At 33.1% G+C, this 25978-nt stretch carries 27 protein-coding genes; 7 read left to right on the forward strand and 20 right to left on the reverse strand.

Annotated features, from left to right (window positions below; translation table 11 throughout):
* Positions 1 to 150: 150 nt before the first annotated feature.
* Positions 151 to 681, forward strand: coding sequence for a CvpA family protein (locus tag V8G56_RS00220; protein WP_395436421.1), 531 nt, complete (start codon positions 151 to 153; stop codon positions 679 to 681).
* An 11-nt stretch (positions 682 to 692) separates the two neighbouring features.
* Here V8G56_RS00220 and V8G56_RS00225 read toward each other — a convergent pair whose 3' ends face one another.
* The 10 genes from V8G56_RS00225 to V8G56_RS00270 form a co-directional block, all read right to left on the reverse strand.
* Positions 693 to 1319 (reverse strand): carbonic anhydrase, encoded by a 627-nt coding sequence (locus V8G56_RS00225; protein WP_395436422.1) that lies wholly within the window; start codon positions 1317 to 1319, stop codon positions 693 to 695.
* A gap of 39 nt (positions 1320 to 1358) precedes the next feature.
* Positions 1359 to 2108, reverse strand: coding sequence for a tetratricopeptide repeat protein (locus tag V8G56_RS00230; protein WP_395436423.1), 750 nt, complete (start codon positions 2106 to 2108; stop codon positions 1359 to 1361).
* Between the two features lies 1 nt (position 2109).
* Positions 2110 to 3882, reverse strand: coding sequence for a BatD family protein (locus V8G56_RS00235; protein ID WP_395436424.1), 1773 nt, complete (start codon positions 3880 to 3882; stop codon positions 2110 to 2112).
* 25 nt (positions 3883 to 3907) lie between these two features.
* Positions 3908 to 4753 carry a tetratricopeptide repeat protein gene (locus V8G56_RS00240; RefSeq protein WP_395436425.1) on the reverse strand — a complete coding sequence of 282 codons (846 nt, stop codon included), beginning with the start codon at positions 4751 to 4753 and terminating at the stop codon, positions 3908 to 3910.
* 73 nt (positions 4754 to 4826) lie between these two features.
* The gene (locus V8G56_RS00245; protein WP_395436426.1) at positions 4827 to 5864 is read right to left on the reverse strand and encodes a VWA domain-containing protein; all 1038 of its coding nucleotides are present in this window, start codon (positions 5862 to 5864) and stop codon (positions 4827 to 4829) included.
* A gap of 40 nt (positions 5865 to 5904) precedes the next feature.
* Positions 5905 to 6912 carry a VWA domain-containing protein gene (locus V8G56_RS00250; RefSeq protein ID WP_395436427.1) on the reverse strand — a complete coding sequence of 336 codons (1008 nt, stop codon included), beginning with the start codon at positions 6910 to 6912 and terminating at the stop codon, positions 5905 to 5907.
* The gene (locus V8G56_RS00255; RefSeq protein ID WP_395436428.1) at positions 6912 to 8576 is read right to left on the reverse strand and encodes a BatD family protein; all 1665 of its coding nucleotides are present in this window, start codon (positions 8574 to 8576) and stop codon (positions 6912 to 6914) included. Before V8G56_RS00255 ends, V8G56_RS00250 begins: the two co-directional genes overlap by 1 nt.
* Positions 8577 to 8584: 8 nt before the next feature.
* Entirely contained in the window at positions 8585 to 9451 is an 867-nt protein-coding gene (locus V8G56_RS00260; RefSeq protein WP_331634091.1) for a DUF58 domain-containing protein, read from the reverse strand.
* 74 nt (positions 9452 to 9525) lie between these two features.
* Positions 9526 to 10527 carry an AAA family ATPase gene (locus tag V8G56_RS00265; protein ID WP_331634144.1) on the reverse strand — a complete coding sequence of 334 codons (1002 nt, stop codon included), beginning with the start codon at positions 10525 to 10527 and terminating at the stop codon, positions 9526 to 9528.
* Between the two features lie 183 nt (positions 10528 to 10710).
* The gene (locus tag V8G56_RS00270) at positions 10711 to 11841 is read right to left on the reverse strand and encodes a DUF4382 domain-containing protein (protein WP_395436429.1); all 1131 of its coding nucleotides are present in this window, start codon (positions 11839 to 11841) and stop codon (positions 10711 to 10713) included.
* Positions 11842 to 12125: 284 nt separating this feature from the next.
* Between V8G56_RS00270 and V8G56_RS00275 the strand changes: the two genes are divergently transcribed.
* Positions 12126 to 12875 (forward strand): SDR family NAD(P)-dependent oxidoreductase, encoded by a 750-nt coding sequence (locus V8G56_RS00275; protein WP_395436430.1) that lies wholly within the window; start codon positions 12126 to 12128, stop codon positions 12873 to 12875.
* Positions 12876 to 12917: 42 nt separating this feature from the next.
* On the forward strand, positions 12918 to 14051 hold the full coding sequence (locus V8G56_RS00280; RefSeq protein WP_331634088.1) for an ATP-binding protein: 1134 nt from the start codon (positions 12918 to 12920) through the stop codon (positions 14049 to 14051).
* Between the two features lie 153 nt (positions 14052 to 14204).
* Here the strand turns inward: V8G56_RS00280 and amaB are convergent, their stop codons facing one another.
* Complete coding sequence (gene amaB, locus V8G56_RS00285; RefSeq protein WP_395436431.1) at positions 14205 to 15758, reverse strand: L-piperidine-6-carboxylate dehydrogenase; 1554 nt, start codon at positions 15756 to 15758, stop codon at positions 14205 to 14207.
* A gap of 145 nt (positions 15759 to 15903) precedes the next feature.
* Here amaB and V8G56_RS00290 point away from each other — a divergent pair, with 145 nt between their 5' ends.
* Positions 15904 to 16185 carry an antibiotic biosynthesis monooxygenase family protein gene (locus V8G56_RS00290; protein ID WP_395436432.1) on the forward strand — a complete coding sequence of 94 codons (282 nt, stop codon included), beginning with the start codon at positions 15904 to 15906 and terminating at the stop codon, positions 16183 to 16185.
* A gap of 117 nt (positions 16186 to 16302) precedes the next feature.
* Here V8G56_RS00290 and V8G56_RS00295 read toward each other — a convergent pair whose 3' ends face one another.
* The 4 genes from V8G56_RS00295 to V8G56_RS00310 are packed head-to-tail and all read right to left on the reverse strand — an operon-like array spanning position 16303 to position 18914.
* Positions 16303 to 17163 carry an endonuclease/exonuclease/phosphatase family protein gene (locus V8G56_RS00295; protein ID WP_395436433.1) on the reverse strand — a complete coding sequence of 287 codons (861 nt, stop codon included), beginning with the start codon at positions 17161 to 17163 and terminating at the stop codon, positions 16303 to 16305.
* Positions 17164 to 17180: 17 nt separating this feature from the next.
* Positions 17181 to 17759, reverse strand: coding sequence for a YciI family protein (locus tag V8G56_RS00300; RefSeq protein WP_395436434.1), 579 nt, complete (start codon positions 17757 to 17759; stop codon positions 17181 to 17183).
* Between the two features lie 19 nt (positions 17760 to 17778).
* Positions 17779 to 18255, reverse strand: coding sequence for a CYTH domain-containing protein (locus tag V8G56_RS00305; protein ID WP_395436435.1), 477 nt, complete (start codon positions 18253 to 18255; stop codon positions 17779 to 17781).
* Positions 18252 to 18914 (reverse strand): NAD-dependent epimerase/dehydratase family protein, encoded by a 663-nt coding sequence (locus V8G56_RS00310; RefSeq protein ID WP_395436437.1) that lies wholly within the window; start codon positions 18912 to 18914, stop codon positions 18252 to 18254. Before V8G56_RS00310 ends, V8G56_RS00305 begins: the two co-directional genes overlap by 4 nt.
* 42 nt (positions 18915 to 18956) lie before the next feature.
* Between V8G56_RS00310 and dinB the strand changes: the two genes are divergently transcribed.
* Positions 18957 to 20054, forward strand: coding sequence for a DNA polymerase IV (gene dinB, locus V8G56_RS00315; protein ID WP_395436438.1), 1098 nt, complete (start codon positions 18957 to 18959; stop codon positions 20052 to 20054).
* 88 nt (positions 20055 to 20142) lie between these two features.
* Here dinB and pyk read toward each other — a convergent pair whose 3' ends face one another.
* The 5 genes from pyk to V8G56_RS00340 all read right to left on the reverse strand — a co-directional run bounded on the left by pyk (position 20143) and on the right by V8G56_RS00340 (position 24431).
* Positions 20143 to 21585, reverse strand: a complete 1443-nt coding sequence (gene pyk / locus V8G56_RS00320; RefSeq protein ID WP_395436439.1) for a pyruvate kinase — start codon at positions 21583 to 21585, stop codon at positions 20143 to 20145.
* The gene (locus V8G56_RS00325; RefSeq protein WP_395436440.1) at positions 21585 to 22070 is read right to left on the reverse strand and encodes an IPExxxVDY family protein; all 486 of its coding nucleotides are present in this window, start codon (positions 22068 to 22070) and stop codon (positions 21585 to 21587) included. Before V8G56_RS00325 ends, pyk begins: the two co-directional genes overlap by 1 nt.
* A gap of 122 nt (positions 22071 to 22192) precedes the next feature.
* Positions 22193 to 22927 (reverse strand): ribonuclease III, encoded by a 735-nt coding sequence (gene rnc, locus V8G56_RS00330; RefSeq protein ID WP_395436442.1) that lies wholly within the window; start codon positions 22925 to 22927, stop codon positions 22193 to 22195.
* 7 nt (positions 22928 to 22934) lie between these two features.
* Entirely contained in the window at positions 22935 to 24185 is a 1251-nt protein-coding gene (gene fabF / locus V8G56_RS00335) for a beta-ketoacyl-ACP synthase II (RefSeq protein WP_395436443.1), read from the reverse strand.
* 12 nt (positions 24186 to 24197) lie between these two features.
* Positions 24198 to 24431 (reverse strand): acyl carrier protein, encoded by a 234-nt coding sequence (locus V8G56_RS00340; protein WP_007647141.1) that lies wholly within the window; start codon positions 24429 to 24431, stop codon positions 24198 to 24200.
* Positions 24432 to 24698: 267 nt separating this feature from the next.
* Here V8G56_RS00340 and purN point away from each other — a divergent pair, with 267 nt between their 5' ends.
* Together purN and V8G56_RS00350 are read left to right on the forward strand one after the other, a co-directional pair.
* Positions 24699 to 25271 carry a phosphoribosylglycinamide formyltransferase gene (purN, locus tag V8G56_RS00345; protein ID WP_395436444.1) on the forward strand — a complete coding sequence of 191 codons (573 nt, stop codon included), beginning with the start codon at positions 24699 to 24701 and terminating at the stop codon, positions 25269 to 25271.
* A complete protein-coding gene (locus tag V8G56_RS00350; protein WP_395436445.1) occupies positions 25264 to 25905 on the forward strand; it encodes a ribonuclease H1 domain-containing protein in 642 nt (213 codons plus the stop codon). Before purN ends, V8G56_RS00350 begins: the two co-directional genes overlap by 8 nt.
* The last annotated feature ends 73 nt before the right edge of the window (positions 25906 to 25978 follow it).

Here is a 25978-nt window from a genome sequence, read left to right on the forward strand (position 1 = left end):
TACGAAGTAGTTTCCTTTCAAAACTTTATATTTCCTCTGAAATAAATATTTTAAATAGATGTCAGAGGGAACCTAAGTGATACTTCTTTTTATGTTGCATTTGTAAATTTAAAACAAAAATTATGTAGGTTTGTTATAAATCTGAATGTTATGAGTATTTTAGACCTCTCCTTGTTAACCTTATTGGTTTTAGGGTTAGTCCGTGGTTTTATGCGCGGCTTTTTTGTTGAATTAGCCTCTTTAGTTGCTTTAATTGCGGGTGTTTATGGCGCTTTTCATTTTAGTAATTTTGCAGCCTCATTTTTAAAAGAACGGGTAAACTGGGATGAAAATTCAGTAAATATTGCAGCCTTTATTATTACTTTCATCATCATCGTTTTAGTGATTGCCTTAGCCGGAAAAGCCTTAACTAAAATAGCCGATTTTGCAATGTTGGGTCTTTTTAACAAAGTACTTGGGGCCCTTTTTGGTGGATTGAAAGTAGCTTTAATTTTAAGTGTTATCCTTATTGTGTTAGATAAACTAGATGCCAATGTGCCCTTTGTTAAGGAGCAGGATCAACAAGAATCTGTACTTTATAATCCTGTAAAATCATTAGTCCCTATGCTATTCCCTGAGGTAAAAGTGAATGGCAAACCAATTGGCGAAGAGATAAATCCTGAACAAGAAGAGATTATTTAAGCTCTCATATTTTAGTCAAGATGATAAATTTCCATAATATCTTTTAAATACTTCTCAAAGTCTATTTTTAGATCAATAAGTTTCCCGGTATGTACATCAAATACCCAACCGTGTACCTTTAATCCTCGGTCTCTGTAAGCTTTTTGAACCGCCGCTGTTTTAATAAGGTTAACGCATTGTTCCTTAACATTAAGTTCCACCAGACGATCGTACTTTTTGTCTTCATCTGTAATGGCATTGAGCTCATTTTTATGGATACGGTATACATCACGAATGTTACGTAACCAAGGATTCAAAATACCTAAATCAGCAGATTGCATAGCCGCTTTTACACCACCACACTCATAATGTCCACAAACAACAACATGATTTACTTTAAGATTTTCTACCGCATAGTTGACAACAGACATTACATTAAGGTCAATGCTTATAACCATATTAGCAATATTGCGGTGCACAAAGGCGTCTCCAGGACCTAAGCCCATTAATTCTTCAGCAGAAACCCTACTGTCAGAGCAGCCTATAAATAAAAGTTCGGGACTTTGACCTTTTCCTAAATTGGTAAAAAAATCAGGTTCCACAGCAAGCCTATCTTTAATCCACTGTTCATTATTTTCAAATACTTTATCTAAGTTCATAAAACTAAAATTGATTGAGATAAAGATACTTGAAATATATTAAAGTTCCTTAATATCTTCATTTTCAATCCAACCTATTTTACCATCTGCCAACTTTATTTCTTTCCATTGGTTAACGGTATCAAGAATTTGAACTTTAGTGCCTTCATGCAACCTGAACAATTCTTGACTTCTCTTGTTTGGCTCACTTTTAATAATAGTTTCTTGTGCAAAAACAATGGCGGGCTTGTCCTTTTTACTAAGGTTATATTTATGAAATGCAATTACTAAAGAAAATATGGCTAAAAACAGAAATAGATTACTGGTTATAAATGCTAATCGTTTTTTGCCAGTAGAATAGGTGACATAATACAATAAAAAGATAATGACGAACATTAAAACAGAGCCTACGGCCAATTTCGCCCAATTATCAAAACTCATAAGGTCGGTTACTTTTTTACTGAGTTTAGAAAACCCTGTCTCAGGAAGTACATCAACGGCATCAATAGTCATGTTTCTTGCAAATGCCAAGTTGTTTTTGATATCTTGATCATCAGGAGCTAACTGAAGAGCCTTCTCATAATAATAGATGCTCGGTGCAATATGATTTAATTTATAATGCGCATTGGCCAAATTAAAATATAAGGCTTCTGAATGATTATTAGTTTTAAGAATAGCTTGGTATTTCTCAATAGCTTCATCGTATTTACCATCATTATACAACTGATTCCCTTGCTCAAATAAAGATTGGTTTTGGGAAAAAAGCACTGCGCTAAACAAGGCGATGTATATATATAATAACTGTTTCATATTAACTTGCTTGTTTATCAATTAATGAAATAGTCTTAGCAGCCTTTTCATAATCCTGCTGCATGGTTACTATGTTTATTGGCGTATATCTAGCCAATTCACAACTTTCTAAAATGCTGATGAAATCTGCAATGATTTGGGCATCCACCTTACGCTCACCCAAAAGATTTTTAATGATGTCTTTGCTAAAATCACTGGTTTCTATATGTAGCTTTGCTTTTAAATAATTATGTAAGGCCTTTTCTAGAGCAACATAAAACGCTTCCTTTTTACCCAATGCCTTTTTTGCATGACTTAAATATTTTTTAGCTAATCTATCCGCAGCTCTCATTCTGTTCCCAAAAATATCAGCATCTCGTTCTGCTTTTTTCCTTCTTATGACCATCGCTAACGGAATAGCTAAGAATGGTAATAAAAGCGTGCTCCAAAATAATCTGGATTGAAAAAAATAAGATGGTGTGATGGAAGTGAAATTTGATTTTGTTTTAATATAGGCAAATTGGTCACTACTTAAAACCACGGGTTGTTTAAAACTATTGGCAGCAATATTGTCATTTGAACTTGCCCCACCGGTAGGTCCTTCCAATACATCAATAACGATTTCCTTTGAATCCAAGCGCTTATAGGTTTCCGTTTTTAAATCAAAATAAGAAAAGGAAATACTAGGGGCTGGATATTTACCTTTATATTGAGGCACTACGGTATAAGTGTCTGAAATGGACCCTTGCATACCCTCTAAATTAGTTTGAACATTTTCGTTATGCTCAGGTTCATAAACTTCCAATGCACTAGGTAAAGATATTTTAGGAAGATTAATAAGTTTTAAATTGCCTTTCCCTTTAACTTCAACTTTAGCCTCTAAGGATTCTGTAGCATTAAGTTCAGTTTTTGACATGGTAACATTAAAGCTAAAATCCCCAACTGCGCCTGAAAAATCGGCCGGTTTACCAACTTCCGGCAATGGTTTTACATCTATAGTCTTATTACCTGCAGAAACTGTTCTATGAGCTTGTGTCATTAAGCGTCTACCAAAAATATCTCGCCTATTTGTTGGCACTTGTACTGAAATGTCTAAAGTTAAAGGTTCAATGTCTAGCTTACCAGTTTTTTGAGGATAAAGAACTGTTTTCCTTAACACCAGAAAACGATAATCTTCGCCATTAAAAGTTCCTGTTTGAACTTTTTGCCCTTGCATATCTATATTCTGACTCCAAAAATCATTATATCTAGGACTATTAGTTTCTTGCCAATTATCAACACCCGTATTTGGAGATACATAAAGCTTATAAACAACAGTAATCGCTTCGTTTAAATAAGGGTTTGTTTTAGAAATTTCAGCGACTAAATGAATGCTTTCTGCTGCTAAGTAATCTGGGTCATTAGGATCTTTAGGAATATCAATAGCTGCAGTGACTTCGATTTTTAATGGAATCGTTTTATAAGTTTGACCATCTATAGTGATAGAAGCTTGTTCTATAGTGAAATTGCCTTGATTTTTTGGAGCTAGAAAATAGCTATAGGTTTTAGTGAATGAACGCACACCGTTAATCCAAGAATTACTAACTGATTGATTTGGACCCCCTACAACAGTAAAATTACTAAAGTCTGGAGGACTAAAATGATCGCCGTCCTGATTCATTTCAAAATCAATACGCAAACGTTCATTAAGACCCAATTTGTTCTTGCTCACTTTAGCTTCAAATTTCACTTGCGAATAGGAGATACTACTCACAATTAAAATTAATACTACGGCAATATGTTTTATGAAATTCATAATCTTTAACAATACGTCTATCTAATTACCAATCTTTCTCTGTTTTTACTTTTACTCCTTTTTGCTTTTCGGCATTCATTTTTTCTTGAACTTTTTGTTCCTGATTATTCATTGCCTCTAACAAACTTTTTATTTGCTGATCAGATAATTTTCCAGGTTGGGGTTGAGGTTTTTGTTGATCTTTATTTTGAGTATCTTCTTTTCCTTTATCTTGATCTTTTTTCTCTTCCTTAGGCTTTCCTTCTTCATCTTTTTTATCATCTCCTTCCTTTTTATCCTGATCGCCTTTATCTTTTTGGTCTTCCTTATTATCACCTTCCTTGTCTTTATCCTTTTGATCCTGCTTATCTTTATTTTCGTCTTGTTTGTCTTGATTATCCTTATTGTCCTTATTTTGGTCTTGCTGATCTTTTTGTTGCTCGGCACATTCTTTAGCTAGCCCAAAATTGTAACGAGTTTCATCATCAGTTGGGTCATTTCTTAATGCATTTTTATAGGCTTCAACGGCCTCTTTGCACTTTTTATTCTGCATTAAAATATTTCCAATGTTGTGAAAAGCTTTATGTTTTTCTGCTTTGGAAGTAGATGATTGAACAACCTGTTGTTGACGGTATAAAGCTTCTTCAAAACTTCCCTTTTTGTAGTAAGCATTGGCCAAATTATAAGCACCTACAGCGCTGGATACATTTTCAGATATGGCTTTTCTGTATTCCATCTCAGCCGTCACAAAATCCTCTCCCTTAGATAATTGATTCCCTTCATAAACATAACTGTTGGCTTTTTTTATTGCCAATAGATCCTGTTCTTCCTTTTCCTGCGAAAAAGAAACGGTCACAAATAATGTAGTAATAATTATAATTAAGTTCTTCATATTCATCTTCTTTCTTCCTTTTTTAAATCAATCTAAAGATATTAAACCAATATATATCAACAAGTTAAAGGTTTTATAAATTCTCGTTAAATAAATTCAATTTCTTTAACCAACCTGTTTTACGTTCTAATAAGAAAATGTCTAAAAATAAAAAGAACAAAGCCAAACCTAAAAACCATTGAAACTGGTCTTTAAAATCGGCATATTGTTTTGATTCAAATTCTTTTTTATCCATTTTATTTAAAATTTCGCCTATTTGATCTACTAATTCATTAGTGTTTTTACCATTAATATAAACGCCATTTGCTTTACTAGCTATACTTTCAAGAATCTCTTCATTCAATCGAGTTATAACAGTTTCGCCATTATTATCCTTTTTATAATTTAAAATTATTCCATTTCTTTTTTCAGGAATTGGACCACCTTTAACATCACCAACACCTATAGTGAATATTCGAATGCCCTCTTCATTAGCTTCTTCAGCAACCGATGCAGCTTCTTCACTGTGATCTTCGCCATCGGAAATTATAATAAGCACCCTATTGGTTTGTTCTTCATCATCATAATAAGTTTTAGCCAGTTTAATAGCTTCATTAATAGCCGTTCCTTGAGACGATAGCATATCTGTGTTCATATTCTGCAAAAACATTTTTGCAGCGGCATAATCTGTCGTAATTGGTAATTGAGGAAACGCCTTTCCCGCATAGGCAATAATACCAACACGGTCACTTGCTAAATTATTAATGATTTGAGTTACTAATTGCTTTGCCTTTTCTAAACGGTTTGGCGCAATATCTTCTGCCAGCATACTTTTAGAAACATCAATAGCAAAAACGATATCAACACCTTCGCGCTTTACTGTTTCCAGTTTTGTTCCAATTTTAGGGTTTACTAAGGCGATGGCAAGAGATGCAAAGACTAAACTAAGTACTACTAATTTTAAGATTGATTTAAATAATGAGGTGTTAGGACTTAATCTTTTAAGCAATAATTTATCAGCAAAATTGCTTTGTGATTTATGCTTCCAAATTTGTAAAATTAGAAAGAATAGGGCTATTATAGGAATAACTCCCAAAACCCAAAACCATATTTTTTCATCTAATTGATACATCTGTTTTCTGTGCCTATTCTATTAATTTGAATATTTTATTTTATACAAAACTCCTAAAAATGGTCGCTCTTAATAAAAATTCTAATAGCAATAAAAATCCTGCTAAAAGAGCCAAAGGGCGAAACTTTTCTTGATAATTATAATACTTGAATTCATCAATGTCCGTTTTTTCAAGTTTGTTGATTTCAGCATAAATTTCTTCTAACTTTTCATTATTAGTCGCTCTAAAATATTTCCCGTTCGTAACCTCTGCAATCTCCTTTAATAAAGCTTCATCTATTTCTACTTGAACACGACCATATTCAAAATCTCCGGTTCTTGGATCAATTCTAATAGGTGATAAAGCCATTCCATTGGTTCCCAATCCAATGGTGTAAACCTTTATGCCATATTCAACGGCTAATTCACTTGCTATCTTCGGGTCTATGAATCCTGAATTGTTAACTCCGTCAGTTAATAATATGATAACTTTACTTTTAGCCTTGCTATCTTTTAACCTATTCACAGCGGTAGCCAAACCAGAACCAATAGCAGTTCCTCCTTCAATTATAGTATTATATCTTACGCCTTTTAAAGAATTTAAAATAATGGATTTATCACTAGTTATTGGCGTTCTAGTATAGCTTTCACCCGCATATTCTACTAACCCAATTCTGTCATTTGGCCTGTCTTTTATAAATTCTGCAGCCACTTCTTTTAAAGCTTCAAGTCTGTTAGGTAACAAATCTTTTGCCAACATACTTGCCGATACATCAATAGCCATGACGATATCAATACCTCGTGTTGTTTTTGTTCGTGTTGACACATCAACTGTTTGAGGTCTTGCCATTGCTGCAATTATTAAAGCCAAAGCCAGAAGTCTTAAAACAAATAGCAGGTGCTTAAACTTTGGCAAAATAGAATTTGTAATCTTAAAGCCTTTTAAACTCGTTATCTTAAGTTCTGCTGTTTGCTTTTTATTTTTTAAAATATACCAAAGTATAGCAGCAGGAAGTAATAATAACAACCAAAAGAATTCCTTGTTTATAAATTCAATGCCTTCAAACATTACTCTTTAGGTTTAATGAGTTCAACTGAATTTAAAATACGATCTGCCATTTCATTAGCATAAACATCATCCATTTTCCATGACAAAATAACTTCTTGAATGACATTGTTTGAATTAAATGCCAATATCACATAATTCCCTTTTGATTTATTGTCACCAGAAGTACCATGCGGAAAATCTGCCGTTCCATAGGTTTTTAATCCCTCCGCGCCATTAGGTGTTACAAATTGGTCGTTTTGAACTACTATGTTTTGAATACCACTATCCTCCCAGGTTTTAATGTTTTTTTCTACAACCTCTTTTAAATCTACTTTTTTATCTCCTTCAAGTTTCACTTTTGAAGTGACTACCACAATACTTAACTGCTCGACTAAATTCCCAAAACCAAACATCGTCATTTGAGCTTGTTCAATAGCTTCTTTTGATTGTTCAGGTGACATGCGCTTTAACACTTCTGGCGTCGAAATAGTGATTGGTGGTACGCCATAATCACTAGTTACCCAATTTCCTTCAAGCAATTCTAAACTGGAATTTCCTAATACAGTGTCTTTTACATAACTGAAACCATATTTAAGCCCAAAGCCAACAAATGTTAAGATTATAAGCGCCGCTGCAACGGCAATAGTGATTACTATCTTTTTTCTATTTTCTTTTCTTTTTAATTCTTCTTTGTATTGTTCGTTAAGAAGTTTCTCTTCTTCACTAGGCTCTGGCAAAACTTCTTTTACATGATCAATTTCCACATCAATGGTTTTTCGGTCTAATTCAGCCAAGGCAGGATCTGGTTTGGATTTTGCAAATTTTACTAAATCTGCACGTTTTAGGATGCTTTCCAGATTTTTTATAGTTTCTTGATTTAAATCAATCTGATTGGCTTCCTTTAATAATCTAAGTCTATTAATAAGTTCATCTGTGGTACTTTCCAAAGAATGGTCATACACTTTCTCATCTAAATATTTTCTAATTATTAATGTCAGTTCAGAATAATACTCTTTAAATTCATCCTGCTTTAAATAAGTACTTTCTTCTAACTTTTTTAATGCCAATTTCGCTCTGTCATAAGGCGGTAATAAGGCAATCTGTTCTTCCTCAGTTAGAGGCTTTTTTCGCCATAAAAACCAATATAATATGCCGGCGACAACCCCTAATGCCAACAAAATATAAAGTAGATATTTCCACCAATCACTTGTAGGTTTTTCAACTTCAATTATTGGTTTTATATCATAAAGACCTTGCTTGGTAGAGTCTACCAAAATATTTCTCACCTCAACTTTTAATGAATCCGTTAGATATGTTTTGTCTCCAATAATGATTTTTTGAGGCGGAATAGTATAAGCACCGGAATCAAATTGAGTTAATCCGTATTTTTTTATAAGATTATACTTATCATTTTGCCAAAGCGTATCGGTTTTATAAGACTCAATCATTTCTAAAGGAGAAAATGATGGTCCTTCAGGAAAGACAACTAAACTGGTTGTATCTGTTTTTACCTCAATACTATATGTTATTTGTGCTCCTATTTTTATAGAAGTTGAGTCTATTGAGGCCGTAACTTGAGCGTTTAAGAGCCATGACGCAAGGAAAAAGAACAAACATAAAACACCTGAAGACCTAAGGCCCCAATCAGCTAATTTTTTGTTCAATATTCTTAAACTATTATTCATAAATATTTTTATGCTCTTGCCTTAAAATAACCTAATAACTTTTTAACATAACTTTCATCAACTCTGCAATTAATGGTCCCTGCACCAGATTTTGAAAAACTGTTTTTATAATATTCAACACGGTCACGATAGAATTTACCATAATTAAGTCTGACTTTTTTTGATGATGTATTTACCAACATTAACTCACCAGTTTCTTCATCTTCCATTTGAACCATTCCTAAATTTGGAATTTCTTCTTCGCGTTTATCATATACGCGTATTCCAGTAACATCGTGTTTTTTTGCTGCTATCTTCATGTTGTGCTGAAAATCATCTGCAATAAAATCTGAAAGCACAAAGACAATTGCCTTTTTCTTCATAACACTTGATAAAAATTTCAAGGCTTCAGCTATGTTTGTCTTTTTACTTTGAGGCTTAAATTCTATAAGTTCACGTATAATCCTTAACACGTGTGATCGTCCTTTTTTAGGTGGAATATAAAGTTCTATCTTATCTGAAAACAGAATCAACCCAATTTTGTCATTGTTTTGTGTTGCGGAAAAAGCTAAAGTTGCTGCAATCTCTGTAATTACTTCATTTTTGAACTGTCCTTGGGTACCAAAAAATTCTGACCCTGAAATGTCTACCATGAGCATCATGGTTAATTCACGTTCCTCTTCAAAAACTTTTATAAAAGGCTCACTATATCTTGCTGTAACATTCCAATCAATATTTCTAACATCATCACCGTATTGATACTGCCTTACTTCACTAAATGTCATACCTCTCCCTTTGAAGGTGGAATGGTATTCTCCTCCAAATATATGATCAGACAACCGACGTGTCTTAATCTCTATTTTTCGTACTTTTTTTAGTAATTCTTTAGTGTCCATTTCTCAATTTACGATTGTAGATATTGATTTACGATTTCTTTAAATCGTTATTCTTCATTCTAAAATCTGAAATTCTATGGTACTTCTATTTCGTTGACAATTTTGTTGATGATATCCTCAGAAGTCACATTTTCAGCTTCAGCTTCATAAGTAATCCCAATCCTGTGTCTTAATACATCATGTACAACGGCTCTAACATCTTCTGGAATGACATAACCACGACGTTTGATAAAGGCATAACATTTAGCAGCTATTGCTAAATTAATACTACCACGCGGTGAAGCTCCAAAAGAAATTAAAGGTTTTAGATCTGGTAGTTTATATTTTTCTGGGTAACGTGTAGCAAAAACAATATCAAGAATGTATTTCTCAATTTTTTCGTCCATATAAACTTCCTTCACCGCTTCTTGAGCTTTTAATATTTTTGAAATGGATACCACAGGATTCACTTTATCCCAAGCGCCTTTCATATTGGCTCTCATGATCAATTGCTCCTCTGATAATTTTGGATAGTCTATCACTGTTTTTAGCATAAAACGGTCAACCTGAGCCTCTGGTAATGGATAGGTTCCTTCTTGTTCCACAGGGTTTTGGGTTGCCATTACTAAAAATGGTTTATCAAGAATAAAGGTTTCATCACCAATAGTGACTTGTTTTTCCTGCATGGCTTCAAGCAAAGCAGACTGCACTTTTGCAGGCGCTCTATTGATCTCATCGGCCAAAACAAAATTGGCAAAAATGGGCCCCTTTTTAATTGAGAAATCATTAAGCTTCATGTTGTAGATTAATGTTCCCGTAACATCCGCTGGTAACAAATCTGGTGTAAACTGGATTCTGCTGAAAGACCCATCAATAGCTTTTGCTAAAGTATTAATCGCTAATGTTTTTGCTAAACCGGGCACTCCTTCAAGTAAAATATGCCCCTGGCCCAACAGGCCAATTAAAAGTCTTTCAACCATATGCTTTTGGCCCACAATGACCTTGTTCATTTCTAGCATGAGCAAATCAACAAAAGCACTTTCTTTTTCTATCTTTTCATTGATTGTTTTTATATCAATTGTCCCTGTTTCTTCCATCATTTTTTATTTTTTAAAAACTTGAATATACTGCCCTTAATTAGGCTATGCAAATTGTTAAAATTTTAAATAGTATGGTGTTAATAATTGGTTAAAATATTTCTGAAAGGCCGTTAATAATTGGTTAAAATACAAAGAGCAACACCTAAGTGTTGCTCTTTAAAATAAGTATGTTTTTAATAATTAATTTGCGACTAAAGTAATTGGGTCTAATACTGTTTCTGTATTTACTAAAACTACTACATCTTTTGAACCATCTTTTAAGTAGTCTTGTGAAACATATCCTGTAGCGCTTATGGTTACAATATAGGTTCCTGCCGGAATACCTTCAATAAGAAATTCTCCATTTTCATTAGAATTCATGGTTACAATAACTTCTTCAGTACTACTAACTTTTACCTCAACTGTTACTTCTATATTATTAGTTACGTCTCCACTTATGGATCCTGGTTTCAATTGTAACTCTATAGGATTCGCTATAATCGTTATTTCTCCTTTAGTAACAACAACATCTGTTGCGCTTCCACCAATATAATCTGATTCAGGATCTACAGGGGTTATAATCACCTCATACGTCCCTTCTGGAACTCCCCATAAAGCAAAACTTCCATTTTCATCTGTATAAGCAGAAATTATAAAATCATCGTCCGTTTCTGGCGTCCCTTTATCGTCAACCAATACCGATGCTATAGATGGCACATCAACAGGTGTTACAGTTCCTTCAATAATTCCTGAACTGACTTCTGTGCTTACATAAAGAACAGGTTTTAAAATAATATTACCTGAATTTCCAGCGATTACAATAGATTTTTCAACATCAAAATCTAAAATAAAATCATAGGTAAATCCTTCTTCAATAACCGTATTCACTTTAAGTTTTAATCCTGATTGCTGCGCACTTGGTGTTTTGAGGTCATATTCAATATCTTCTTCAGAATTATTTTCTATAACAATCGTGTTTCCGTCTCCTAACACTAAACGCATTTGACTTAAAGTACCCGCAGGGATAGGAAATCGGTCCACAAGAACTTGACTTATTCCGCCTGTGAAATCCAATAAGTTCACTGTTGCATTTTGCACTTCAAGAGACATCCAACCGCCTTCTCCATCACTGTCATCATCCATTTTAATCATAACATCAACAACTTCAACATTAACAGCCTTAAAATCACCGGGAGCATCGACCAATCTAACTGATATTCTAGGTGCTATCCCTTCCATTTTATTAGCGTCAGTTTCTGAATTACTACAAGAATAAAAGGATATTAAAATCAGAGTTAAAATAAAAAGGTTTATTTTTTTGAGAGTTTTCATAAAAATTATGTTTTGGGTTTATTAAATTATATACGACTTATCATTGAGTTTTAGACTTCATAAAAATTATTTAATGAATAATAAAATATCAATATGTGATTTAAACATGAAATTATTAAAACAAAAAAGCATGCAATACACTCTATTTCAATAGTTAATCATAATTAATAAGCAATAGTAAGATATTAAATTCGTTTTAAGTATTTTTATACATGAATTGCAAAAAAACATATATAACCTGCAATGGTATTCGTTTAAGTGCCATTATTACACGCTATAAATAAATGAAAAGAACCGCCCTAATAACTGGAGCAACAAGTGGCATTGGAAAGGCCACGGCCTATGAATTTGCTAAACAAGGCATTAATTTAATTTTATGTGGAAGAAGAGCAGAACGACTTCAAACTATTAAAAAAGAATTGGAGTCATTAACAAAAATTTATACTCTAAGCTTTGATGTTAGAGATAAAACTGAAATTGAAAAAGCTATAAATTCATTGCCAAACGAATTTAAAACAATAGATATATTAATTAATAATGCAGGTAACGCACATGGATTAGACCCCATACAAACAGGCAGTCTTGATGACTGGGATGCTATGATGGATATTAATGTAAAAGGTCTTTTATATGTTAGCAAAGCGATTATTCCTCAAATGACTGAAAGACAGGCGGGACACATTATAAATATTGGCTCATCGGCAGGCAAGGAAGTATATCCAAAAGGCAATGTATATTGTGCCAGCAAACATGCCGTTTTAGCAATTACTGAAGGCATGCGAATTGACCTTAATCCGTTTGGAATTAAAGTGGGCTCTGTAAACCCTGGCTTAGTTGAAACGGAATTTTCACAAGTACGTTTTAAAGGAGATAAAATTGCAGATACTGTTTATAAAGGTTTTAAAGCATTACAAGCTCAAGATATTGCAGACATCATATCTTTTGTTATTTCTCGTCCGTATCATGTAAATATTGCTGATTTACTCGTGTTTCCTACAGCACAAGCAAACAGTACCACCGTTAAAAAAAGCTAATAATTTAAATTCCTTTTATACCTCTTTTAGTTTGAACTGATTATGATTAATAAACGTTTGCTCATAAAACACCTGTTGGCTCATAATGATGAGAATAGTTTTTATGATAAAAAACGTAAAATTGATATTAGCCATAAAGAAGGAAAAGCGAAGTTTTTAAAACATATTTGTGCGTTGTCAAACAGCAACCCAAAAAACAATTCTTACATTGTTATTGGAGTAGATGATGAAGACAATAATATTGTTGGAGTCGATTTTTTTGATGACAGTAAAATTCAGAATCTCATTAATGCCTATCTAACTAATCCGCCAATTGTTCAATACGAAAATATTCCTTTTCCTCATTTACCAGATGATAAGGTGGTTGGATTGGTGACCATAAGGTCTCTTGAAAAAATAACATCGCTCAGAAAAAATATTTGGAAGTATTACGGTGGCTCTGTTTTTTTTAGAGATGGCAGCATGAGTATGCCAAAAGTATTTGATGTTGAAATAAAAGATGTTAATTCAAAAATGGTTGAGGCCATTGAGAATAATGCTCAAAACAACATTGAACATACCTTAAATGGTGTTTTTGATTTTTTGAACAAAAGAAAAGATTACAATCCTCAATATAAAGTGTTCAAAGAATATTTTGTGGTTTGTTGGTCTGGACAAAAAAAAATGGTGAAGGATGAAGAATTTTTCTCTAGAGTTGACATAGAACTCGTTAACGAGCAAGTACGTTTATTTTTTTCAGTTCTAGATGAGGTTTCTATCAGTTTTGATGACAGCCATTTTAAAATTATTGAGTATGTTAATCTTGGTTTGCAAAACAATAATAAATATTATCAGTTAGAAGAAACCATCATAAAATTTGAAAATAATGCCAACTATTCGATTGAAACTACGTTATTATTTGAGCCGCCACAATTTGACAAAAAAACATTACATCATATTTACAACAGTAATAACACCATTTTAGAAAAACTTAAAAAAGGATTAACACTTACAAAAATTGAAAAATTAGATTTAAAAAATTTACCGGCAACTTACCTGATTTGTTATTTGAATTTATTCCATGAAGCCATCGATAAACTCAATGAAGCAAGGCCTTTTCTAAAAGAATACAGCGAAGACATTTATAATTCATATAAAGAGTCCCTAAGGATCTTAAGAAAAGTAAAATATAGTTAATGTACACAGTTAAATTTAACCTTTACTTAACCTTGAAATAGCATTACAACATAAAATATTTATATTTTTGTATTGCTATTAATCAATTATATTCTGAACCTTGTCTCTCCCGAAAAAAACCGGCATTGAGGCAAGGTTTTTTCCTATATAATTTTATAAATCAAATTTTATACCTTGAGCTAATGGCAAACTGGTAGTATAGTTAATGGTATTTGTTTGTCTTCTCATATAAACTTTCCAGGCATCACTTCCAGACTCACGTCCTCCACCTGTTTCCTTTTCACCTCCAAAAGCGCCTCCAATTTCAGCTCCCGATGTTCCAATATTAACATTGGCAATTCCGCAATCAGAACCTTCAACAGATAAGAATCGCTCTGCTTCACGTAAATTGTTTGTCATAATAGCAGAAGATAATCCTTGAGCTACATTATTTTGAATATGTATGGCGTCTTCCACATTACCATTATATTTTAACAAGTATAATACTGGTGCGAATGTTTCGTGCTGAACAATCTTAAAATCTGGTTTTGCTTCAGCAATGGCCGGTTTCACATAACATCCACTTTCGTAACCTTTACCTGTTAGCACTCCTCCTTCAACCGCTATTTTTCCGCCTTCTTCAACTACTTTTGATAAAGCATTCTGATACATTTTTACGGCATCTTTGTCAATTAATGGCCCTACATGATTGTTTTCGTCAAGCGGGTTTCCTATTCTCAATTGTTTATATGCGTCAACAATTGCTCGCTTTACGTTATCATAAATAGATTCGTGAATAATTAAACGGCGTGTTGAAGTACAACGTTGTCCGGCAGTGCCTACTGCGCCAAAAACAGCTCCAATCACGGTCATTTTAATGTCAGCATCTGGTGTTACTATAATAGCATTATTCCCTCCTAATTCTAATAAAGATCTTCCTAAACGCCCCGCCACTTCTTGCGCAACAATTTTACCCATTCTAGTTGAGCCCGTAGCAGAAATTAATGGTACTCGAGCATCTTTTGTCATTAATTCACCAACTTTATAATCTCCATTAATTAAACAAGAGATGCCTTCAGGCAAATTATTTGCTTTAAAAACTTCAGCTGCAATATTTTGACAAGCAATCCCACATAAGGGTACTTTTTCACTAGGTTTCCAAACACAAACATCGCCGCAAATCCAAGCTAAGGCAGTATTCCAAGACCAAACAGCAACCGGAAAATTAAACGCCGAAATAATTCCCACAACTCCTAGGGAATGATATTGTTCATACATTCTGTGACCCGGTCTTTCGCTATGCATGGTTAATCCATGAAGCTGACGCGATAATCCTACCGCAAAATCACAGATGTCAATCATTTCTTGTACTTCTCCTAATCCTTCTTGAAGACTCTTACCCATTTCATAGGAAACGAGTTTGCCCAGTGCTTGTTTTTTCTCTCTAAGTTTATCTCCAAATTGACGCACAATCTCGCCTCGCTGAGGTGCTGGTTTAGTTCTCCAGATTTTAAAAGCAGAAGTTGCTGTCTCCATTACTTTTTCATAATCTGCATTGGTGGTTGTTTTTACTTTTCCAATTAATTGTCCATCAACCGGCGAATAACTTTCAAGGATTTCTCCGCTAGAAAAATTATTTGCCCCCGTTGAAGTTCCATTATTTATGTCTTGAACGCCTAATTGTTTTAAGGCCTCTTTTATTCCGAAATCAGCAGCAATTGCGCCCATATTGTCTTTGTTTTTACGAATTATCCAATTTTGAAGTAAAGGTACTAATAAAAAGCCGTTTAAAACCCAGCCTTTTTCCTAAAAAATGTAACTTTAAAATGCAAAATTAAAATCTAAAAATGACTGAAAAAAAACTTATTATGCAGTGATTTTTACATCAAAGCAAACCTTAAACACTAATGGATACCATGATATGGCAAGCTATATGGAAACACTTGCCAAAAAACAAAAAAGGTTTATAAGTATGGATAGTGCAAGAAACAATATCGGTATTACCGTAAGTTATTGGGAAACTTTAGAGGATATTAAAAACTGGAAACATCAAAGTGATCATTTAAAGGCTCAAGAAAAAGGCAAAAATGATTGGTACAGTTGGTTTCATGTTAGGATTTGTAAAGTGGTGCATGAATATGACTTTGGAATATAACAAGTTAAAAACTAAAATAATTTTTTCTCTTAGAAACAAATAAAACGCAACTCATTATCAAAACCGACATCTTAAGACAAATAATTGCAGTGGTTAAATGATTAATATACTTAAATACTATTGCCTTTTAACAACTGTTTTCAACATACTATGGTCTGATTTTGAACTAAATACTTTTTCTGTTTTTAAAATATGTAAATCCCTTGAAACCCAAATATAATCGAGACACAATAATGGTAAATTATAAAACCAGGTTTCCTTAAATCCATTTCCTTTTTTAGAAAATGCGTGATTAAAATCCTTTTTTAATTCTTTTAAATAGATAGATTCATAAGGTGTATTAAAATCTCCCAGAACAATGGTATTATTCTTTTCCTTGATTGATTTATTGATGTATCTTAATCCCCATTCTCGAGGGACATCAGTGCTTCCTGCAGCATCAACTGCATAAAAATTGATGCCAGCTGTTTTAAAATTAATAACTGAAGTGTTAAATTTTGAAGTGTTTTCCCTTTCAATAACTAATGGTGTTTTTGAAAAGATAAGCATTTCTTGATCTGATCTATAAAAATAATATTCAGGATATCTTATTTTTAATTCCCCTATATCTTTATTTCTGTACTCCGCCAATACCATAACATCTGGAATATCTTCCACTTCATTAAAAGCCGTTTCAAAAGTATTGAGTCTAGCAGTATTCCAAAACACAACTTCTAAATCATTTTCTAAAATATCATCTTGAATATGTAATTTAAAACTTCTTCCTAACCAAACCAATAACAATAATGCAGCTATTATTAAATTATATCGCCTCCACTTTTTTGTGAGAACAATTGACAGCATTAATACAATAAAAATAATAACAGGTAAAGGCAGGGCATAAAAAAACAATGAAGACCAAAAAGTGCGTTCTTTTATAACAAAGTGAACTGCTAATAGACCTAAAATTGTTACGACATCAATAAGTTGTAACATCATTCTGAAAACCATCAGTACTATCTTAAAGAAAACCCTTTTGCTGCCCACCATGGATGTATTTCAATAATTAATCTGCCTGCTTTTACCATGGGGTCTAAATTAGCCAAACTATCCGCCATATATAAAGTTGGCACATTATAAATAGAAATGCCTCTAATTTCACCATTGTCACCAAATGGTCCAGAAATATCCGCGTATCCCAACTCATACATCTTACTTAAATGCGCCAAATGTAATGATTGAAGACTATCTGCTTCTTTTTTTGTTTGTGAACGTGTCGGCCCACTTTTTAAAAAGGCTATAAAATATTGTTGCATTAAAATAGTGTCCTTTGATTTTACATCAACATAATCAAAGGTTTGAAACCCTTTTTGGATGAGTTCTTGTTTTATTTGTTTAATAGTTTTTTGATTTGTGACTGTTAAGATCGAATCCTTTTTCTGTTCACTTTTAAATTCTAAAATGGCATTCGCAGAACTGTCTATACTCTGAATTTTTAAAGTGTCCTCTGTGTTTATCTCTGAATTAGATTTAACAACCTTTCGGCAAGATGTTAAGTTGAGTAAAATAATACCAATTATAAAAAATAGTCTCATGCTTTAAATTTTATTTAATCTATAAATGATGCCAGGTGCTAAATGGTTTTAAACTTAATTGAGAATTATAATATTTAATGTTTCCTGTTACTTCTTCACCTATCCAATGAGGTTTATTAAATTTCTCGTTCACTTTTTTTAATTCAACTTCTGCTATTATTAAGCCTTCGTTATCACCATGAAAAACATCTACCTCAAAAACATGTTGGTTAAACTCAACGTCATATCGTGTTTTTTCGATTCTTCCGGGTTCACAAAGTTTTAATAATGCTTTAGCGTCCTCTTTTGAAATTTCCTTTTCCCATTCAAATCGAGATAATCCATTGTCAGAAGAAAGCCCTTTTACTGTTATAAATCCTTGATTGCCACTTAATCTAACTCTCACTGTTCGGTCTTTATGAGTGTTTAAAAATCCCTGCTCTATTCTGATGGTTTTAAAAGCTTCATTTTTAAAATCTTGAGAGGTTACTAAAAACTTGCGTTCTATTTCAATCATACACTATCAGCAATTTGTTGAATTTCATTTGAAGGGATTCTACCAGATTTGTATTCATTATTGGCAAGCCATATCATGGCGTTTACAATAGTTTTAGGATGTATAGATCGGTATTTTTTTAAATTTCCTATTAAAAACGGATTTAAAACACTCATAAATAATTTAGCGGTTTTTTCTCCTAATCGTTTTTCGTTTCTTGAGCCTCCAATTAATGAAGGTTGAAGAATATAGATGTTTTTAATTTTATTCCTCAAAACTTCTTCTTCCATTCTTCCTTTGGTTCTATTATAAAATATTTTGCTCTTTTTATTGGCTCCTAATGCTGAAATGACCACGAAGGTTTGTATTCCCATTTTTCCACAAAGGCCAGCCAAAGTAGCAGGAATTTCATAATCAATCTTAAGATACTGTTCCTCATTAGGTGTTTTAGCCTTGGTTGTGCCAATACAGCAAAAAACCTCATCAGCAATGAATAAATGTTGCTGTTTTTCAAGTTCAAATAAATCTACCAGATGCTCTTCAATTTTTGGATGCTTGATATTGCATGATTTTCTGCTAATTAGTTTGATTTTTTGGTATCTCTTATCTTCTAAAAGACCTTGTAATAATAAACCTCCTGTAAGGCCTGTTGCTCCAATAATAATTGCTGTTTTTGCCATGGCATTGAATTCTCTTTGATAAAGATATTATATTTTTACAAGATGTCTGAGATTCCACCTGTTAGAAAAATTATTCATGTTGATATGGATGCCTTTTATGCCTCTGTAGAGCAAATGGACCATCCTGAACTAAAAGGAAAACCGATTGCAGTTGGAGGAAGTGAAAAACGTGGCGTTGTAAGTGCAGCGAGTTATGAAGCCAGAAAATTTGGAGTAAAAAGCGCCATGAGCGGTATACAGGCTATACGAAATTGCCCAGAATTGATTTTTGTAAAACCTCGTTTTGATAGGTATCATGAAATCTCAAAAAAAATACGAACCATTTTTTATGATTATACTGATCTGGTTGAGCCTCTTTCATTGGATGAAGCCTATTTAGATGTCACAAATAACAAAAAAGGAAACCCTAGCGCTTCCTTACTCGCTAAAGAGATAAGAGAGCGCATATTGAAAGAAGTTGGATTAACAGCTTCCGCGGGGATTTCAATAAATAAGTTTATTGCTAAAGTAGCCAGTGATTACAATAAGCCAAATGGACAAAAAACCATAACGCCTGAAGAGGTTCATGAGTTTTTAGAAAAACTTGATATTAGAAAATTTTATGGCGTTGGAAAAGTAACTGCTGAAAAAATGTATCAACTAGGCATCTTTACGGGGAAAGATTTAAAATCAAAATCCATAGAATATTTAGAAGCACATTTTGGAAAATCAGGTATACATTACTATAATATAGTTAGAGGCATTGATAAGAGTGAAGTGAAACCAAATAGAGTTAGAAAATCACTCGCTGCGGAACATACTTTTAATGAAAATCTGTCAAGTGAAATATTCATGCTTGAAAGATTAGATCAAATCGCAAATGAAGTTTCAAAGCGTTTAAACAAAAGTAAGGTAGCTGGTAAAACCCTCTCTTTAAAAATAAAGTATAGTGATTTTACCTTACAAACAAGAAGTAAAACCTTGCATTATTATATAAGTGATAAATCCCTAATTTTTGAAACGGCTAAAGACTTATTATTTCAGGAAAAACTAAATAATTCAGTTCGCTTATTGGGTATCTCTATCTCTAATTTAAATACTGAAACAAAAAAAATACTCGAACAAAAAAGCATCAGTGTGCAGTTGAAGTTTGGGTTTTAATAAAGCTATTGGCTAATATTGGCACAAAAAAAAAGATTCACATTAGAATTAAATGTGAATCTTTTTAAAATATTAAAAATCTTTCTTGTTAAATTGGACAAGAGGTAATTTCTGTAACTCGTAAGGTATTCACCATTCCTTTGCTCTGAATTGGCATGGCAGCTAAACTAATTAACATATCTCCTTCTTCAAGGTAACCCATTTTACAAGAAATATTATTGACGTCTTCAATAGTTTCATCTGTACTCACAAATCTGTCATAATAAAAAGCCTTAACACCCCAAAGTAAGCTGAGTTGTGTAAGAATTCGTTTGTTTGAAGTAAAAACTAAAATATGAGATAAAGGTCTCCAGGCTGAAATTTGAAATGCCGTATAACCACTATTTGTTAATGTTGAAATAGCTTTTGCATTAATTTCATTTGCCATATTAGCCGCATGATAACATATAGATTTTGTTATGTAACGGTTTGTACGAATATGCGGTGGTAATTGAGGAACTTGAATGAGTGGAGAGTCTTCAACCCTTTTCAAAATATTGGCCATTTGTCTAATTACCTGAATGGGATACTGACCTACTGAGGTCTCACCAGAAAGCATAACCGCATCAGCTCCATCCATTACAGAGTTAGCCACATCATTAACCTCAGCTCTGGTAGGTGTTAAACTGGATATCATGGTCTCCATCATTTGTGTAGCAATAATAACCGGAATTCTCGCTTTTTTAGCTCTTAATACTAATTGCTTTTGAATAAGTGGAACTTCTTCAGCTGGAATTTCAACACCAAGATCACCACGGGCTACCATAATACCATCACAATGAGCCACAATTTTATCTATGTTCTCAACAGCTTCTGGTTTTTCAATTTTAGCGATAATTGGGATTTTTTCTTCGCTATGCTCCTTAATTAAATCACGAAGCTGCATTAAATCTTCTGCATGACGCACAAATGATAAAGCAATCCAATCCACCTGATGCTTTATTGCAAAAAGGGCATCCTCTATATCTTTTTCTGTTAAGGCCGGTTGTGAAATATTTGTATTAGGTAAGTTGACTCCTTTTTTTGATTTTAAAGGTCCTCCCTGAATGACTTTAGCTTTTACTTCACTTATTTTATCCGAAGAAACAACCTCAAAAATTAATTTACCATCATCTAATAGAATTCTTTCTCCTGGTTTAGCGTCTTGAGGAAATCTATCGTAAGTCATGTAAACGCGCTCTTTTGTACCTTCAAAACGTTCTCCAGTTGCGAATATAATTTCATCACCAGGATGCACTACAACTTCTTCTTTCATGACTCCGACCCTAAGTTTAGGACCCTGTAAATCGCCTAAAATGGCACAGTTATATCCAAATTCCTTATTGAGATCACGTATCATTTGAATGCGTTCTGCGACATCATTATAATCTGCGTGAGAAAAATTAATTCTGAAGACATCAACGCCTTCATCAAGCATTCCTTTTAATACTTCTTTGGTACTTGATGCTGGCCCTAATGTGGCTACTATTTTAGTTTTTTTTCTGATTGGCATTAGTTGAAAATTAAATTGTCTTTAGATTTTAATTGATTTTGATCAATAGTATAGGCTGTTGCTATTTGAGGAATACTTAATATCGTATTAATAATATATTTTTCCTTTACTAAATTTAATTCATCATCTATTTTCAATAGATAATTAACCGTTTTTAATTCAGGCAATAAATGATATGTTTTAGTAATACTTTGTGTTGTTTCAAATAACAATCCAGAATTAACTTGTGTGTAATCATTTGTTTTACAAATATTTGACACTAAATTCCAGTCAATAAGTTGCTTTTTATCTTCCCAATTAAATATAGAATAGGCCGATTTTCCATTTTTAAAATCTAAATCAAATCTTTTCCTACATAAATTGATATGTAAAAACTTATTAAGAAGATACGCTAAACGATAGTCTTCAATACTGCAATGAATTGCAATTAAAGTAAATACAGACTCATCAAAAACATCATCAAGAATAAGTTTGTGTACCGCCATAACTTATATAAATCGATGTAAATATAATATTTAAAACATTCAAAGTGATAAGTTTTTCGTAATCTTAAGAAGAAACAACAACTCAATCGTTGTAGTTATTACTATTCTATAAATAAAAAAAGCTAATGTGACATTCTTGTCTGAAACACATAAAACGCACGTTTTGAAGCCTTTTCTTCAGCCTTCTTTTTTGAGGTAGCTCGAGCTTTAGCTATCACCTTATTATCCACTGATAATTTTACTGAAAAGTGTCTGATTTCATCATTACCTGAGTCTTCATACACATTATAATTAAATGTTTTCTTTTCCTTCTGACACCATTCAATGAGTAAACTTTTATAACTGATCACTCTGCCCTCTAACTGAGCAATATCAACATATGGAATAATCACTCGTTTGTAAATGAATTTCTCGCAATATTTGAATCCTTTATCTAAAAATATCGCTCCAATTAAGGCTTCAAATAAATTACCATGGATATTATCTCCAAACTGGGCCGTCGCTATTTTACTTTCAATAAGTTCAATAAGATTTAAGTCTCTCCCTAATTCATTTAAATGTTCTCTGCTTACCACTTTAGAGCGCATCTTAGTTAAATAACCCTCATCACCACCAGGAACTTCAAGATATAAGTGAGAGGCTATAACAGCTCCTAACATGGCATCCCCTAAAAACTCCAAACGCTCATAATTAATAGCATTACCTTCATCATCCCTAATATTCATGGAACGATGCGTAAACGCCGTTTTATAAATTTGAATATTCTTAGGCTTAAATCCCAAGACTTTTTTTAAATGAATAAAAAAATTCCCGCTGTTTTTAAAACGGGAATTTAATATGTTTCGAATGGTTTTCAATCGGTAATTAATCTAATCTCTTGAATACTACACAAGCATTATGTCCGCCAAATCCAAAGGTGTTACTCATACCTACCTTGACGTCCCTCTTTTGAGCCTTATTTAAAGTTAAATTTAATTCTGGGTCAATATTTTCGTCCCTAGTAGAATGATTAATTGTTGGTGGAACAATACCGTGTTCCATTGCCAAAATCACAGAAATAGCTTCAATAGCACCAGCAGCACCAAGTAAGTGACCAGTCATTGACTTTGTTGAATTAATATTTATTTCTTTAGCATGATTACCAAAAACTTCTGATATAGCTTTAAGTTCTGCCACATCACCAAGAGGTGTAGAAGTTCCATGAGTGTTAATATGATCAACATCTTCAGGTTTTAACCCTGCATTTTCTAAACAGTTTTTCATGACCGCAATAACACCAATTCCATCAGGATGTGGTGCCGTCATATGATAAGCATCTGAAGACAAGCCTCCACCAACAAATTCAGCATAAATTTTGGCGCCTCTTGCTTTTGCATGTTCGTACTCTTCTAAAACTATTGCGCCAGCGCCTTCGCCCAAAACAAAACCGTCTCTAGTTCCATCAAAAGGACGAGAAGCAGTTTCCGGACTTTCATTTCTGGTTGATAACGCATGCATGGCGTTAAATCCACCCATTCCAGCAATAGTTACTGCTGCTTCACTTCCTCCAGTTACTATGACATCGCAATGCCCTAAACGAATAGAGTTTAGTGCATCAAACATCGCGTTTGCCGAAGAAGCACAGGCAGAAACTGTTGTATAATTTGGCCCCATAAAACCATATTTTATGGAAATGTTAGCCGGAGCAATGTCGGCAATCATTTTGGGAATGAAGAATGGGTTGAATCTTGGAGAGCCGTCACCAGAAGCAAAGTTTAAAACTTCTTCTTGAAATGTTTCCAATCCACCTATTCCTGCTCCCCAAATAACCCCTACTCGTAATTTGTTGACTTCGTCAAGATTAAGTTTGGCATCCGCAATTGCCTCATCAGCGGCAACCATAGCGTATTGCGCAAACTTATCCATTTTGCGTGCCTCTTTTCTATCCAGAAAATCGGTAGCCTCAAAGTTTTTTAATTCGCAAGCGAATTTTGTTTTAAACTTTTCGGTATCAAAATAGGTTATAGGTCCAGCACCACTTTTACCACCAATTAAGCCTTCCCAAAATTCATCTTTGGTATTCCCAATAGGTGTTAAAGCGCCTAATCCTGTAACTACAACTCGCTTTAATTCCATAAAAGTTTTTACTTATTTTGCAGCCTCTATATATGATATAGCTTGACCTACTGTTGCGATATTTTCAGCTTGATCATCTGGGATTTGAATGTCAAATTCTTTTTCAAATTCCATAATTAATTCAACTGTGTCTAATGAGTCCGCTCCTAAATCGTTTGTGAAGCTAGCTTCAGTTACAACTTCGTTCTCATCAACTCCCAATTTGTCTACGATAATCGCTTTTACTCTTGATGCAATGTCTGACATAATCTTTTAATTTAAGGTTTTAATTAGTTGGCAAAAATAAAAAACTTTATTTTTAAAACACGACTTTAGTTTAAAAATATGATTCTAAATTTACCAAATAACTTTTAAGTATTTATAATTTACCCTCTAATTGTTAATAATTATTCTTTTTTTTGTTTAAATTTTTATACCATTCTTGCCGTTCCCTAATAGGGTAAACATGAAGCTTTAAAGGTTATTCAATTAATTTTAAATTAATTACATATCTAAATACTTAAAAAATAGTAAATGAAACGCATTGTAATTTTTGCTTCGGGTTCTGGAACTAATGCAGAAAATTTAATTCAGTTTTTCAATCAAAAAAAACAGGTGTCTGTTGTACAGGTCTTAACTAACAATCCTCATGCTAAAGTCATTGACAGATGTAACAATCTTAAAGTTAGCTGCTTATCTTTTAATAGAACGGCTTTTTATATTGAGAATCATATTTTAGATATTTTAAAAACAATAAACCCTGATGTTATTGTACTAGCTGGTTTTTTATGGAAATTCCCGGAATCAATTTTGAAAGAATTTCCAAATAAAGTCATTAACATACATCCCGCCCTATTACCTAAATATGGAGGAAAAGGAATGTATGGCATGCACGTGCACGAAGCCATTGTTGCCAATCATGAAAAAGAAACGGGAATCACCATACATTATGTCAATGAACAATATGACGAAGGTGCCATTATTTTTCAAATCTCATGTGCTGTTGACAAGAACGATTCGGCTAAAGACATTGCAGAAAAGATTCATAAATTAGAAATGGAGTATTTCCCGAGAGTGGTTGAATCCTTTTTATTCCCAAATGAGTAGTAAAAAGAAAAAATATTATACGGTTTGGAAAGGACACAAAACAGGTGTGTTCGAATCTTGGGAGGACTGTAAAGCTCAGATCACCAATTTTGAAGGCGCACAATACAAATCATTTTTAACTTTTGAGGCAGCTAATAAAGCTTTAAATAGTAATTATAAGGATCATATTGGAAAATCAAAATCGTTCAAAAGCGAATTATCTCCAGAACAACTCAAAAAAATAGGGCAGCCCAATTACAACTCCATTTCAGTGGATGCGGCATCAAGTGGGAATCCTGGTATAATGGAATATCGAGGTGTTGATACCAGAACAAAAAAACAATTGTTCATTCAAGGTCCTTTTGAAGAAGGAACAAATAACATAGGTGAGTTTTTAGCTATTGTTCATGGATTAGCGCTTCTTAAAAAAAATAATAGTGATAAAATCATTTATACTGATTCTAAAACGGCTATCAGCTGGGTAAAAAAGAAAACTTGTAACACAAAACTAGAACAAAACGAGAAAAACAAGCCCCTTTTTGAATTGGTAGAAAGAGCGGTTCAATGGTTAAAAACTAATGATTTTAAATCAGTTATAGTAAAATGGGAAACCAAAGCTTGGGGTGAAATTCCCGCTGATTTTGGACGAAAGTAAGAGCTATTATTTGATTTATAAATAGACTTAATCTTTTTAAAAAACACCCCCTATAAACTTTTACTTTTATTAA

Origin of the sequence: Gaetbulibacter aquiaggeris (assembly GCF_044003965.1) — a bacterium.
GTDB classification, from domain to species: domain Bacteria; phylum Bacteroidota; class Bacteroidia; order Flavobacteriales; family Flavobacteriaceae; genus Yeosuana; species Yeosuana aquiaggeris.

Excerpts from the sequence above, each read along its gene's own strand:
- V8G56_RS00230 (WP_395436423.1), bottom strand. The coding sequence starts at position 2,108 with ATGAAACAGTTATTATATATATACATCGCCTTGTTTAGCGCAGTGCTT.
- fabF (WP_395436443.1), bottom strand. The coding sequence starts at position 24,185 with ATGGAATTAAAGCGAGTTGTAGTTACAGGATTAGGCGCTTTAACACCT.
- V8G56_RS00350 (WP_395436445.1), top strand. The coding sequence starts at position 25,264 with ATGAGTAGTAAAAAGAAAAAATATTATACGGTTTGGAAAGGACACAAA.
- V8G56_RS00300 (WP_395436434.1), bottom strand. The coding sequence starts at position 17,759 with ATGAGACTATTTTTTATAATTGGTATTATTTTACTCAACTTAACATCT.
- V8G56_RS00275 (WP_395436430.1), top strand. The coding sequence starts at position 12,126 with ATGAAAAGAACCGCCCTAATAACTGGAGCAACAAGTGGCATTGGAAAG.
- V8G56_RS00295 (WP_395436433.1), bottom strand. The coding sequence starts at position 17,163 with ATGATGTTACAACTTATTGATGTCGTAACAATTTTAGGTCTATTAGCA.
- V8G56_RS00310 (WP_395436437.1), bottom strand. The coding sequence starts at position 18,914 with ATGGCAAAAACAGCAATTATTATTGGAGCAACAGGCCTTACAGGAGGT.
- V8G56_RS00260 (WP_331634091.1), bottom strand. The coding sequence starts at position 9,451 with ATGGACACTAAAGAATTACTAAAAAAAGTACGAAAAATAGAGATTAAG.
- dinB (WP_395436438.1), top strand. The coding sequence starts at position 18,957 with ATGTCTGAGATTCCACCTGTTAGAAAAATTATTCATGTTGATATGGAT.
- V8G56_RS00240 (WP_395436425.1), bottom strand. The coding sequence starts at position 4,753 with ATGAAGAACTTAATTATAATTATTACTACATTATTTGTGACCGTTTCT.
- V8G56_RS00220 (WP_395436421.1), top strand. The coding sequence starts at position 151 with ATGAGTATTTTAGACCTCTCCTTGTTAACCTTATTGGTTTTAGGGTTA.
- purN (WP_395436444.1), top strand. The coding sequence starts at position 24,699 with ATGAAACGCATTGTAATTTTTGCTTCGGGTTCTGGAACTAATGCAGAA.
- V8G56_RS00225 (WP_395436422.1), bottom strand. The coding sequence starts at position 1,319 with ATGAACTTAGATAAAGTATTTGAAAATAATGAACAGTGGATTAAAGAT.
- V8G56_RS00305 (WP_395436435.1), bottom strand. The coding sequence starts at position 18,255 with ATGATTGAAATAGAACGCAAGTTTTTAGTAACCTCTCAAGATTTTAAA.
- pyk (WP_395436439.1), bottom strand. The coding sequence starts at position 21,585 with ATGCCAATCAGAAAAAAAACTAAAATAGTAGCCACATTAGGGCCAGCA.
- amaB (WP_395436431.1), bottom strand. The coding sequence starts at position 15,758 with ATGGGCGCAATTGCTGCTGATTTCGGAATAAAAGAGGCCTTAAAACAA.
- V8G56_RS00280 (WP_331634088.1), top strand. The coding sequence starts at position 12,918 with ATGATTAATAAACGTTTGCTCATAAAACACCTGTTGGCTCATAATGAT.
- V8G56_RS00245 (WP_395436426.1), bottom strand. The coding sequence starts at position 5,864 with ATGTATCAATTAGATGAAAAAATATGGTTTTGGGTTTTGGGAGTTATT.
- V8G56_RS00270 (WP_395436429.1), bottom strand. The coding sequence starts at position 11,841 with ATGAAAACTCTCAAAAAAATAAACCTTTTTATTTTAACTCTGATTTTA.
- V8G56_RS00235 (WP_395436424.1), bottom strand. The coding sequence starts at position 3,882 with ATGAATTTCATAAAACATATTGCCGTAGTATTAATTTTAATTGTGAGT.
- V8G56_RS00250 (WP_395436427.1), bottom strand. The coding sequence starts at position 6,912 with ATGTTTGAAGGCATTGAATTTATAAACAAGGAATTCTTTTGGTTGTTA.
- V8G56_RS00325 (WP_395436440.1), bottom strand. The coding sequence starts at position 22,070 with ATGGCGGTACACAAACTTATTCTTGATGATGTTTTTGATGAGTCTGTA.
- V8G56_RS00255 (WP_395436428.1), bottom strand. The coding sequence starts at position 8,576 with ATGAATAATAGTTTAAGAATATTGAACAAAAAATTAGCTGATTGGGGC.
- V8G56_RS00265 (WP_331634144.1), bottom strand. The coding sequence starts at position 10,527 with ATGGAAGAAACAGGGACAATTGATATAAAAACAATCAATGAAAAGATA.
- V8G56_RS00340 (WP_007647141.1), bottom strand. The coding sequence starts at position 24,431 with ATGTCAGACATTGCATCAAGAGTAAAAGCGATTATCGTAGACAAATTG.